Origin of the sequence: Streptomyces sp. PH10-H1 (assembly GCF_030063355.1) — a bacterium.
Taxonomy (GTDB): domain Bacteria; phylum Actinomycetota; class Actinomycetes; order Streptomycetales; family Streptomycetaceae; genus Actinacidiphila.
The window spans coordinates 181,405-192,977 of record NZ_JASISZ010000002.1 but is presented as its reverse complement, the minus strand read 5'-3'; the positions used below and the strand labels follow the sequence as shown (position 1 = coordinate 192,977).

11 protein-coding genes and 3 pseudogenes are annotated in these 11,573 nt (G+C 68.6%); 8 read left to right on the top strand and 6 right to left on the bottom strand.

Features of this window, described 5'->3' with window-relative positions:
- The first annotated feature begins 1 nt into the window (after position 1).
- Positions 2-961, top strand: a complete 960-nt coding sequence (locus QMK24_RS02150) for an SUKH-3 domain-containing protein (protein WP_283463286.1) — start codon at positions 2-4, stop codon at positions 959-961.
- 641 nt (positions 962-1,602) lie between these two features.
- On the opposite strand, the gene QMK24_RS02145 is transcribed toward QMK24_RS02150, so the two are convergent.
- On the bottom strand, positions 1,603-2,835 hold the full coding sequence (locus QMK24_RS02145; protein WP_283463285.1) for an MFS transporter: 1,233 nt from the start codon (positions 2,833-2,835) through the stop codon (positions 1,603-1,605).
- A 301-nt stretch (positions 2,836-3,136) separates the two neighbouring features.
- Here QMK24_RS02145 and QMK24_RS02140 point away from each other — a divergent pair.
- The 7 genes and pseudogenes from QMK24_RS02140 to QMK24_RS02110 form a co-directional block, all read left to right on the top strand.
- Positions 3,137-3,510 (top strand): annotated as a pseudogene (locus QMK24_RS02140) (transposase); the annotation flags it as partial.
- A gap of 24 nt (positions 3,511-3,534) precedes the next feature.
- A pseudogene (locus QMK24_RS02135) lies at positions 3,535-4,194 on the top strand (helix-turn-helix transcriptional regulator); the annotation flags it as partial.
- 146 nt (positions 4,195-4,340) lie between these two features.
- Positions 4,341-4,559, top strand: a pseudogene (locus tag QMK24_RS41645) (hypothetical protein); the annotation flags it as partial.
- Positions 4,560-4,713: 154 nt separating this feature from the next.
- Positions 4,714-5,037 carry a hypothetical protein gene (locus QMK24_RS02125; RefSeq protein ID WP_283463283.1) on the top strand — a complete coding sequence of 108 codons (324 nt, stop codon included), beginning with the start codon at positions 4,714-4,716 and terminating at the stop codon, positions 5,035-5,037.
- Entirely contained in the window at positions 4,932-5,204 is a 273-nt protein-coding gene (locus tag QMK24_RS02120; RefSeq protein WP_283463398.1) for an SUKH-3 domain-containing protein, read from the top strand. The genes QMK24_RS02125 and QMK24_RS02120 overlap by 106 nt, the downstream gene beginning before the upstream one ends.
- A gap of 364 nt (positions 5,205-5,568) precedes the next feature.
- Positions 5,569-7,035, top strand: coding sequence for a tannase/feruloyl esterase family alpha/beta hydrolase (locus QMK24_RS02115; RefSeq protein ID WP_283463397.1), 1,467 nt, complete (start codon positions 5,569-5,571; stop codon positions 7,033-7,035).
- A gap of 136 nt (positions 7,036-7,171) precedes the next feature.
- Positions 7,172-7,777, top strand: coding sequence for a TetR/AcrR family transcriptional regulator (locus QMK24_RS02110; RefSeq protein WP_283463282.1), 606 nt, complete (start codon positions 7,172-7,174; stop codon positions 7,775-7,777).
- Between the two features lie 69 nt (positions 7,778-7,846).
- Here the strand turns inward: QMK24_RS02110 and QMK24_RS02105 are convergent, their stop codons facing one another.
- From QMK24_RS02105 to QMK24_RS02085, 5 genes are all read right to left on the bottom strand, one after another.
- Positions 7,847-8,260 (bottom strand): rodlin, encoded by a 414-nt coding sequence (locus tag QMK24_RS02105; protein ID WP_283463281.1) that lies wholly within the window; start codon positions 8,258-8,260, stop codon positions 7,847-7,849.
- A gap of 234 nt (positions 8,261-8,494) precedes the next feature.
- A complete protein-coding gene (locus QMK24_RS02100) occupies positions 8,495-8,833 on the bottom strand; it encodes a hypothetical protein (RefSeq protein ID WP_283463280.1) in 339 nt (112 codons plus the stop codon).
- Positions 8,834-9,337: 504 nt separating this feature from the next.
- The gene (locus tag QMK24_RS02095) at positions 9,338-10,255 is read right to left on the bottom strand and encodes a chaplin (RefSeq protein ID WP_349361983.1); all 918 of its coding nucleotides are present in this window, start codon (positions 10,253-10,255) and stop codon (positions 9,338-9,340) included.
- 147 nt (positions 10,256-10,402) lie between these two features.
- Positions 10,403-10,636, bottom strand: a complete 234-nt coding sequence (locus QMK24_RS02090) for a chaplin (protein ID WP_283463278.1) — start codon at positions 10,634-10,636, stop codon at positions 10,403-10,405.
- A gap of 344 nt (positions 10,637-10,980) precedes the next feature.
- On the bottom strand, positions 10,981-11,391 hold the full coding sequence (locus tag QMK24_RS02085; protein WP_283463277.1) for a rodlin: 411 nt from the start codon (positions 11,389-11,391) through the stop codon (positions 10,981-10,983).
- Positions 11,392-11,573 lie beyond the last annotated feature (182 nt).

The window sequence follows — 11,573 nt, the reverse complement described above, 5'->3', positions numbered from 1 at the left end:
GATGACTGATGAGCTTCGGCCTGTAGGTTGGTCCGATTTGACCTTCCGCGTGTTGCGCTATGCCGCGTGGTCCAAAGGGCGTTCAGTGCCCGTTGCGAAGTGGGAGGACCTTCTGCGCGCGCGGGGCGGCTTCGAGATGCACGAGGCCGCACGTCGGTTCCTTGCCGAGTTCGGAGGGTTGAGGACCGACGAGTGGACGCCGGGTCCGATGATGCCGCAGTCGCCGTTCCGTTTCGATCCCAGCACAGCCGCGGGCGAGAGCGAGACGTTCGCCCGGCTCAGCGCGGAGGCCGGTACCTACCTGTACCCCATTGGCCAGGCCGACAGCGGTGACAGTTACCTGGGCATGGCTGCGAACGGGGCGGTCTACATCGGCAAGGAGAGCGTAGAACTGCTGGCGGACACCGCCTACGAGGCGATGGAAAAGCTCGTCATGGAACGGCGAACCGACGCTCCTCTGCCGTTCGTGCCGGCAGGTGACCACCTGGTGCTGCCTCATAGCCCCGACCACGAGCTGAGCGCGGAGATCGGGACCCGGTGGTCCGCAGAGACCGACCGTGTGCTGCGGATGGCCGGCTGGCGCCCCGGCCGTTCGGTGTCCACCGAGGAGTGGGAGCGCGTTCTGCACGAGAGCGACGAGGACTTCACGATCCACGAGGCAGCACGGCGATTCCTCACCGAGTTCGGCGGTCTGGAGATCAACCAGAAGGGGCCGGGCAGGACGATGCACCGCTCGCCGTTTCGCCTCGATCCCCTCGTGGCCAAGTGGGATTTCGAGCTCATCGACCTCCAAAGCGAAGAGGTCGGGACCTACCTCTACCCCCTCGGTGACAGCAGCAACGGCAACTTCTACCTGACCATGGCCGCGAACGGGGCCGTCTACATGGGCCTGGACTACGTCAACCTGCTGGCGGACACCGCCGACGAAGCGCTGGAGAAGCTCATCGTGGGAATCCGGTAACCAGGACGGCGCTATCCGGCGTTCGGACGGGACGTTGGTGATCGCAGGAGTGCTCTGTGTCGGCTGGACAAGCGAACGCCCGCAACCAGCACGGACGGCGAGGCGACCTCGGCTTGGCTGGTCCGACGCGGGGCCGATGGTTGCCCGCCGACCCCTCATCAGCCCCACTCACGCCAGGCGCGGCACCCCCTTCCCATGCTTCGACGCAGGCCGGCCCCAGGCCAGCCCTTCGGGGCGGTATGGCGGCTCAACTCACGCCCTCAATCACTCCATCCACGCTGACATAAGACCAGGTCAAGGGCCACGCGAAACCCCGAGGCGCCGTGGATTCCAAGCTCAGAGCGCGGGTTCGATTCCCGTCACTCGCTCCACACAAAAGGCCCAGGTCAGCGACCGGGGCCTTCCTTGTTGTCTAGACCACTTTCGGGACGGCCAGCCCTCCGCCAGCCCTATCTGCTCGAACACGTGCGCGTTGGGCGAACTCCCGCGCCAATTCAATGGACTTGGGGATCGACTGTCTCGAGTGGCGAGACGTAATTTCCGTGAGCTGGGTCATACAAGTGTGGGGCGGCGAGATTGCGGGTGCAAAGCGCATCCTGCCTCGGGGGCGCGCGAGGGCCCGGCCGCCGCCCGCGGCCGGGTCAACGGCGGCGTCCGGCGACGAGAAGTCCGGCCAGAGCAAGGACCATCCAGGCCGTCAGGTAGGTGAAGGCGGCCGTCGGGGAGACGACAGTCCACAGGATGCCCGCGACGGCCGAGGCAGCGAGGTTGCCGAGCGACTGAACGGTAGCGAGCATCCCGAAGGCGGAGCCGCGCAGGTCCTTCGGTGCCAGGGTCGCGACGGCGGAGTGCTGGGCGGTCTCGACCGCGCCGATGCCGACGCCGGCCAGAACGAAGGGAACCGCGAGGACTGCGACGGCCGCTCCGGTGACCGCGAAAATTCCGTACGCGGCGGCGAACGCGGCGACGCCGCCCGCCAGGACCAGGATCGGCCCACGGGCACCGAGGCGGTCGGCGAGCCGTCCGGCGGGAACCGAGGCGATGGTGGCCGCGACGTTGTAAGCGGCGTAGAGCCCCAACGCGATCGTCGTTGCGGTCTTCGTGCCGTGCTCGGGGGTGAGCAGATCGGAGGCCCGCAGGATCAGCAGCGTCGCGGCGACGTTGCCGACCTCGAATGCCGCGACCGCGCCCATCAGTCGGCCGAGGTCGCCACTCAGCACCGGACGGATGCGGATTTTCAGCGGCACCTTGTCCCGGCTCGTGGATTTCGGGGTGTGGCGGATCGCGTAGACGATCGCGACGGCGGCCAGCAAGCCCGGGATCACCGACAGGCCGATCGCCCAGGTGACACCGAGCCAGGCCACCAGGCCCAGCGCGAGAAGCGGGCCGAAGACGGCGCCCAGGTTGTCCATCATCCGCTCGAAGCCGTACGCGCGGCCGTACGCGTTCGCGGGGACGATGTCGGCCAGCAGTGCGTTGCGCGCCGGGACGCGTAGACCGCGGGCAGTCCAGGCAGCCGCCCGCAGCAGGCCGACTTGCCACACAGCGGTCGCGCCGGCGGTCGCTGCGCCGAGGACTGCGGTGGTCGCGTAGCCGCCGACCGCGACCTTCCGTCGCCGGGCCGGGTCGTCAGCCAGAACGCCGCCGCCAAAGCGGGCGGCCCCGGCGACGGCATCGGAGATGCCCTCGATCACGCCGAGGGCGGCGGCCGGGGCGCCGAGGGTGAACGTCAGCAGGGACGGCAGGAGCGCGGTGGGGATCTCGTGGCCGACGTCGGCCATGAAGCTCGCGGTGCCGATCCCGCGGACGCCCGGGGTCAGCCACCGTTCAGCTGCGGCGGTGGGCTGGTCTGCGGGCGGTGCGGTTTCGGGCATGCAGGGCAGTCTGCCCGAGCAGCCGTACCGTACGGCAGTGGATGATCAGACGACCACATGGGCGGCGAACCGGTGCTTTCTACGGGCTCCCGTAAGAGGGCCCTGGGTCTTCGGTGATCCTGCCCAGGCTGTAGCGGACGTCATCAGTGAAGGCGTTCATCCTCCCTTGACCTTGGAGCCGGGTCGAAGGCTTACCGCCATGGCGTGACCACCATGCGTCTCCCGCTCGCGACGCGCTCCCGACGCTGCGCGACGCCGCAGGGTCAGGACCGGCGTTGTTGACCGGCCCTGACCCTGCTGCGACCCCCAGCGGGACGCCAAGCTCGACCGCATCGAATACGTCCTGGAGCACTTACCCGACCGGGTTTTCGCCTTCGACGAGTTCGGCCCGCTCGGCATCCGTCCCACCGCAGGATCCTGCTGGGCCGCACAGGGCAAGCCCAACCGGAATCCGGCGATGTATCACCGCACCCACGGCGTGACGTACTTCCACGGCTGTTACTCGCTCGGCGACGACATGTTGTGAGGCATCAACCACCGCCACAAGGGTGCCGCACAGTCCCTGGCCGCGCTGAAGTCGATCCGCGCGGCCCCCGCCCGGACGGCGCCTCCATCTACGTGATCACGGACAACCTGTCCGCGCACAAGGGCACCAAGATTCGCGCCAGGGCAAAGACGGTCCCGATCGCACTGCGGTCGGGACCTTCGCCGTCTCCTGGTTGCAGTCAAGCCTGCTGCGCCTACCTGCTCAACCAGGCCCGCCTGCACCCGTTGCTCGCCGACCTGCCGCCAGTGCTCCAGCTGTCCACCCGGGACGGACGCCACCACGCCCTGCGTGCCGTCATCGACCTGCTCGACAGCGAAGTGACGAACTGTCACCCCGGCGCCGACGCGGTGGTTCCCGCCCTCCTCGACACGCTGCTGCTCTACCTGCTGCGCGCCTGGTTCGAGGACCAGTGCACCCGCACCAAGGGCGGTTGGGCCGCCGCCCTCCAGGACCAGGCGATCGGCGCGGCCCTGAGCGTCATCCACACCGGCCCCGCCCACCCCTGGACGGTCGAGGAACTCGGCGCCCGGGCCGGCCTCTCCCGCGCCGCCTTCGCCCGCCGCTTCACCACCCTGGTCGGCCAGCCGCCACTCGCCTACCTCACCTGGTGGCGAATGACCACGGCCGGCCGCCTACTGCGGGAGTCGGACGCTCCGCTGCGCGTGGTCGCCGGACAGGCCGGCTATGTCAGCGAGTTCGCTTTCGCCAAGGCCTTCAAGCGCGAATACGCACTCTCCCCCGGTCGTTACCGGGCCCTACGAGCGGGACCTGCCGGGCGGAGGAACGGTTCGGCTCGGGCGGCGGACGGCTAGACCGACACCTCCCTGGCCGACCGAGACGACCGTGGATGCCTTCGTCATGAAGTGTCATCCGGCCGGACGGCAGCCGGACCGTAGCGGAGAACGGCGAGCACGGCTGGCCCGTGGCCGTCACCCAGCCCGACGGGCATGTCTGGCGCATGGAGTACGACTCCTACGGCGCCCTGACCGCCGAAACCGACCCCACCGGCGCCCAAGTCTCCTACCGGTACAACGACATCGGCGCAGTCACCGCGATCACCGACGCCGCCGGCCGCACGGTCCTGATCGAGACCGACCCGACGGGCATGCCCGTCGCGACCACCGACGCCGAGGGCTCGACGACGCAGTACGAGCGCGACGCCTTCGGCCGGCTCATCGCGCAAATCGCTCCGGACGGAGCGCGCACCCGGTTCGGCTGGACGACCGAGGGCAGGCTGAGCCGGCGCACCCTGCCCGACGGCACCACCGAGCGACGGGTCTACGACGGCGACGGCAACCGCGTCGAGCACATGGACACCGCAGGTCAGCAAGGTGGTGGAGCAGCGGACCTCCGAGGAGGTCACGGCCTACGTCTACGACCTGGTCGGCAACGTCCGCCACGTGCGCGGCAGCCACGCCGAGCTGAGCTACGAGCGCGACGCTCTCGGCCGGATCCTCGCCGAGACGTGCAACGGCGCCACCGTGCGCTCCACGTACGACGTGCTCGGCAGACGCACCCACCGGGTAACGCCGTCGGACGCCGAGAGTGTCTGGGAGTACGACGGCCGCGACCGGCCGGTGCTGCTACGGACGGCGGGCAGAACCGTCACCTTCGCCTACGACGCGGCCGGGACCACGAGATCTTCGAAGAGCTGAGCGAGGGAGCCAGGGCATACGTCTATCCCATCGGTATGGCCGACCGCCGCAACCAGTACCTGGGCATGGCCCCGAACGGCGCGGTGTACGTCGGCATGGACTACGTCAACCTGCTGGCGGACACCGCCGACGAGGCACTGGAGAAGCTCATCGTCGGACTCCGGTAGCCGGGAAGGCATCCGGGTTCAGACTCGAAGTCTGTCCAGGTCGAGCCATCGGGCCGACGACTCCTTACGGACGTCTTACGCGCCAACCCGAGTCCTACCGCGACAACCTCCCGCTCCCCTATAACAAGAGATATAACATTCGTTATACGGGAGGGACTCCTCGATGAACCCGAACCAATCCGCCATCCCTCATAGCCCCGGGCGCCGGTGGCAGCTCCGGCGGCCTCGGCGGCTCGCGCCGCTGTTGGCGGGCGCGGCACTGGTGGGCGGGCTCGCCCTGGTACCGGCGGCGCCGACCGCGTGGTCGGCGTCCGGGACCACGACAACGTCAGTCCGTTCAGGCGCGGCTGACGCGGTGACACCCATGCTGGACTGCGCGACGCTGAGCACGCTCGACCTCACCGCCGTACCCGACGCCCCCAGCCGGGTGCTGTCCGCGGCGCCGGTCACGCTCGGCGGGATCGCCTACTGCGACGTCAAGGGCTATATCGCCCCGCAGACCCAGTTCGACCTCAAACTGCCCGTCGCGACCTGGCGCGGGCAGTACGTACAGGTCGGCTGCGGCGGCTACTGCGGCGCCGTACCCACCGCCGACGCCAACATCGCGCCGCAGCTCTCCTCGGGGTGCGCCCCCGTCAACAACGGGGAGCTGGCCATCGCTTCCGACAACGAGGGCCATGTCGGCAGCAACCGGTTCGACGGCCTGTGGGGGAAGGACGACCCCCAGCTGCGCGCCGTCTTCGGCTACAGCTCCGAGCACAGCCTCGCCCAGGTCTCCAAGGCGGTCATCGCCCGCTACTACGGACAGCCCGCGGCCCACTCCTTCTTCGACGGCTGCTCCGACGGCGGACGTGAGGCGCTGATGGAGGCCCAGCGCTACCCGGCCGACTTCGACGGCATCCTGGCCGGAGCTCCCGCCCTCGACGCCACCGACTTCTCGGGGATCCTCGAAACCTGGATCCACCGATCCAACACCGACGGCACCGGACGCCAGATCCTGGGAACGAGCAAGCTGCCGGCCCTGCACGCGGCCGTGCTGAAGGCCTGCGCCGGACCTGACGGACTGATCGACGACCCGCGCACTTGCGGCTTCGAGCCGGCGAGCCTCCAGTGCCCGGCGGGGACCGACTCCGCGTCCTGCCTCACTCCCGCCGAGGCCGGCGTGGCCCGCGCGTTCTACAGCGGCCCGGCCGACCAGCGGGGGCGCAACCTCTACCCGGGCGGACTGCCCTACGGATCCGAGCTCGCCTGGGCCGGCTGGAACATCAACCCGGCGGGCGACGCGTCGGCGACCAATGCCGCGCAGCTGGCCCTCAACTACCTCAAGTACCTGGACTACACCAAGAGCCCGGCGGACTCCTCCACCCTGCGGGACTTCCGCTTCACCGACGAGTCCTACGCCAGGCTTCAGCAGGGCGCCAAGCTCTACAACGCCACCAACCCCGATCTCACCGCCTTCAGCCGGCACGGCGGGAAGATCATCCTCTACCACGGCTGGGCAGACCAGGCCATCCCGCCGTTCGGCACTGCCGCCTACTACCGGGCGCTCGCCGACACCACGAAGGACTACACCGCCTTCTCCCGGCTCTACATGATTCCCGGTCAGTACCACTGCCTGGCCGGGGGAAACCCGCAGGCGACCGGCGACCTGCTCACTCCGCTGATGTCGTGGGTGCAGGGCGGCCAGGCCCCCGGGGCCGAGACCTTCCCGACTTTCAAGCCCACGGCCGGACAGCCTGCGGCCCTCACCGTGCAGCCGTACAACCCGTACCTCACCGTCGGCGGACACGGCTACAACAACGGATACCGCTGGATCGGCCACTTCCACTGAACCGACTCCGGTAATCCGACTCCGCCCGGCCGACTCCGATGAACGCTGGCGGCCTGTTCCCCGCCGACCGACGGCGAGGAACAGGCCGCCAGGTCTGCGATGCTTCGGAAGGACTTTTTCAGAGGGGACAGGTGCGGTGGCGGACGGCGAAGACCTGCGCGACCAGTTCATCGAGGCCGCGTTGCGGGTGATCGCCGAGCACGGTCCGGCCGGCCTCACGGTGCGGCGGGTCGCCGAGGCGGCCGGCTCGTCCACCATGGGCGTCTACAGCCGCTTCGGAAGCCGTACGGGCATGCTCGAAGCCCTCTACGAGCGGGCGTTCGTCATGCTGCGGGACGCCTTCGCCACGGTGCCGGCCACCGGAGAAGCCCTGACGGACGTGCGTGGCCTGGCGCAGGCGTACCGGCTCTTCGCGCTCCGGAGCCCCACTCGCTACGCGTTCATGTTCGAACGGGCGGTGCCCACCTTCGATCCCGGCCCCGACCTTCGCGCGCGAGCCCTGGAGAGCACCTTCGGGGTGCTGGCCGCAGCGGTCGCACGGGCCGCCGATCCGGCCGCCGATCCGGATGCCGCCGACCGGAACGCGTATCTGATGTGGGCGGCCATGCACGGCATGGTCAGCATCGAGCTGACCCACCGGGACCGCACCGAGCTGCCCGGCTGGTCGATCGCGTCGGACTGGGAAGGCGTCTACCTCGACGGCGTACACGCCCTCTGGAACGGCCTCGGCCTCGGCCGCTGAGCACATCGGAGGCACGAGGGGCCGGGTCGCCGGGGGGTGGCCGGCGACCCGGGGGCCGTGCAGTGGGAGTCAGCCGTTCTGGGCGCCGTTGCCGGACAGGACCGGGATCTGGTCCAGGATGTGCGAGGCGGCCTCGTCGCCCTTGATCTGGGAGGAGTTCTCGGCGCACTGCTGGTTCTGCGGCGAGGACAGCACGTTGATGTCCTGGGCGGTGATCGGCACGAGGATACCGACGAGCGAGCCGACGTTGGCCTTGGCCGGGAGGCCGACACACAGCTTGTTGAGCGAGCCCTGCGCGAGACCCATCTGCGGGCTCATCTTGCCGCCGGTGTGGGTGTTGCCGTAGTTCTGCTCGGATCCGTTGCCGTTGACGGTGCTGGTGCCGCCGTCGTTGCCGATGGCCATCGCCTGCGGGGCAGAGGCGGCACCGGCGGCCACGACGGAGGCGGCCAGGGCAGCGCCCGCGAGAAGCTTCTTGATCATGGTTGGTCTTAGTCCTTTTTATCCGAAAATGCCCGTGGTTGGGGCGAAGAGATCAACCGATCCCGAGGGGATTGGTTCCGGCGCGTCACCCCAATGGCGGAAAGGGCCCCGAAAACGGGCCAATCGCCTGCCCATGGGCCGGTCAGGACCTGGACATGCCATTGGCCGGACCCGCGATCGTTCCACACCGCACCGCACCGCACCGCACCGCGCTTCGCGCGGAAGGGAGGTGGATCAGCCGCCGAGGGGCAGGCCGCCGAGCAGGGAGGTGGCCTTGGTGGTGGTGCCCAGCGACGACGTCGCGCCCTGCGCGGCCTCGGTCGCCTGGCCCAGGAGGGCGTCGGTGGAAGTGTCCGACCTCAGCTTGTCGGTGGTGGAGGTGACCGAGCCCACCGTGGAGTCGACGTGGGCACGGTCGGCCGCCTTCTGGACCGGCTGCGCCGCGAAGGCCTGGTCGAGGCCGCCGTTGATGCTCATCGGCATCGGGGCCGCGTCATCAGCGAACGCCGGCGCGGCGGCACCCATGGCCATCACGGAACCAGCGACGACCACAGCAACCTTGGAGTACTTCACGTTCAACCCTTTCAGTAGCGGCGCCGGCAACGGTCACAGACGTTGTGCCGCGTGAGCGACGAGTGGCTCACGACGCCGTAGTCGCCATGGCTAACGATCGCGCTTCGCAACAGCAACCATGAAGAATCATCATTCTTGGCAATCACTCGAAAGTGAGGAACTCATGCAATTCTAGTATCAGTTACCGTTCCTGATTTTCAGGACGTTGCGGACGCTGCGCCGGATACAGGCGAACGCATTTGCAACAAGCGAAATGACATATTCTCGTTCGCGTGAAGTCGCGGTTCTGCCGAGGAGACCGCAGCCCCCGGCCCGTACTATCGGAGACGCACGAGGAGTCCGCAGATTCCTGCGCACGGCCTGCCCGCGGTGGGCCCCCAGCCGCCGGCGAATTCGCCGTTCGGGCACCTCGCGAATCTCCTGTCGCGAGGCACCGGGGCAGGCCGTTCCCCACCGCGTCGACGCGGCTGCCGGTTTACCGACCGAAGGGTCAGGCCCGCAGGGTCAGGCCCGCAGGGCGCGCGACCGGCGGTACAGCATTGCTCCACTCAGCAGCAGTCCGGCACTGACGGCTCCTGCCGTGCCGAGGTCCTCCGCACCCGTGTGGGCGAGCTGCGCGCGCCTCAGCTCCTGGTGCACCGGGACGACGGGCCCGGGCGCGGCATGGTGCTCTGCCCGGGGCGGCGGGATGTGGTGCTCTGCCAGGGGCGGCGGGGTGTGGTGCCCCGAGGACAACGGCGGGGTCTGGTGCGCCGGCGGCGTCTGCCAACCGGCTTTCCCGGGCGGGTGGTTGACAACGGGTGGAGGCGTCCATCCATTGCCGGGGGGAGACGTCCTTTCGTTCCCGCCGGTCTCCTCGCTCGCGCAGTTGTTGCCGAATGCCGGGTTCAGCAGCGCGACGACGTCGGCCGAATTGCCGCACAGGTTGACCGGGGCCTCGACCGGAACCCGGGCATTGTTCCCCGAGGCAACACCGGGTGAGTCCGCAGTGCTGTCGTGACCGCCGTGCCGCGTGCCGCGCTGGTCTCCGTATTCGTCTCCGCCCTGGTCTCCGTAATGCTCCCAGTACTGCTCGCCGTACTGGTCTCCGTGCTGCCCTCCGTACTGGTCACCGGCGTGGCTGTCGGCATGGCCGCCGCCCCGGTTGTCGTCCGTGCCGGATGATCCCCCGCGGTGATCGTGCGCCTGGGCCGACTCGTTGGCGCAGTTGTTGCCGAATGCCGGGTTCAGCATCGCGGCGCCGTCCACCGAGTTGCCGCACAGGTTCACCGATACGTCCACCGGGGCCGCGACGCTGTTGCCGGCCACCACACCCGGCGAGTTCGACGTGGTCGAGTGGGATTCGCTGTCGGCATGTGCGTAGCCGCCGGTCACGGCGAGCACGCTGCTCGCGGCCGCGACGGTGATCAAGCTCCTGCTCAAGGCCTGTCGCATCGACTCTCTTCCTGCCTTGGGTTGTTCGGAATGCGCGCGGGAAGCTCTCCCGCGCGCCGGAGCCGCAGCGGCCCCGGAGCACAAGCCAGCGCTCCGGGGCCGCTACGGGTCGCCCTCACGGGCTGATGACCAACGTCACTTGTTGGTGCAGCTGTTGCCGAAGGCGGGGTTGAGCAGGCCGATGACGCTGACCGTGTTGCCGCAGACGTTGATCGGCACGTGGACCGGGACCTGGACGACGTTGCCGGACAGCACGCCCGGGGAGTCCTTGGCCACACCGTTGGCCTCGGCGTCGGCGAACGCGGGTGCAGCGGCTCCCAGGGCCATCAGCGTTCCGGCGGCGATCGCAGCAACCTTCGAGTACTTCACGTTGAGCTCCCTTTCCATAGGGGCGTCCATCGCAGTCACGACCGTCGTGCTGCCCGGGCGAATTTCATGCCACCCGTGACACCGCTACCTTCCGGGGTAACGACTGCCGATGACAGGAGAAACCCTTCGCACTGCGCTCCGGTGATCATCCACTCTAATGACGTAACTGCGCTGTCAAGGTTCACGAATTGTCGTCGCTGATATCTTCTCGCGAAATCGAAAAAGGCGTGAAGAAAACAGCCCGCGCGCCGCTCCCGCACAGCATCCGCACAGCATCCCGCACAACGCAAAAAAGCCCTGGCCGCCGGTGGTCACCGGCGGCCAGGGCCTTCAGACGGTGCGGATCACTTGTTGCCGACGCCGTTGCCGGACAGCACCGGGATCTGGTCCAGGATGTGCGACAGCGGCTCGTCGCCCTTGATCTGGGAGGAGTTCTCGGTGCACTGCTGGTTCTGCGGCGACGACAGGACGTTGATGTCCTGGACCGTGATCGGAACCACGCCGACGAGCGAGCCGACATTGCCCTTCAGCGGCACCGCGAGGCACGGCTTGTTCAGGGAGCCCTGGACGAGCGCGAACGACGGGCTCATGTAGCCGCTGGTGTAGGTGTTGCCGTAGTTCTGCTCGGAACCGTTGCCGTTGGTGGTGCTGGTGCCGCCGTCGTTGCCGATGGCCATCGCCGGCGAGGCCACCGCTGCCGAGACGCCCACGACGGAGACAGCCACCGCAGCCGTGGCGAGGAACTTCTTGATCACGATTAGTCCTTCTTATGCGAGATTGCCCTGGTACCGGGTCGGACTGATCAACCGTCCATCGCAGGTTTGGTTATGGCCCTTCACCCAAATGGTGACGGGCACCCGATCGGGGGACGAGCGTGCCGCGTGTTCGGTATTCCGCCGTATCTCGCCGCATCTCACCGTTTCCTGCCGTTTCTTCG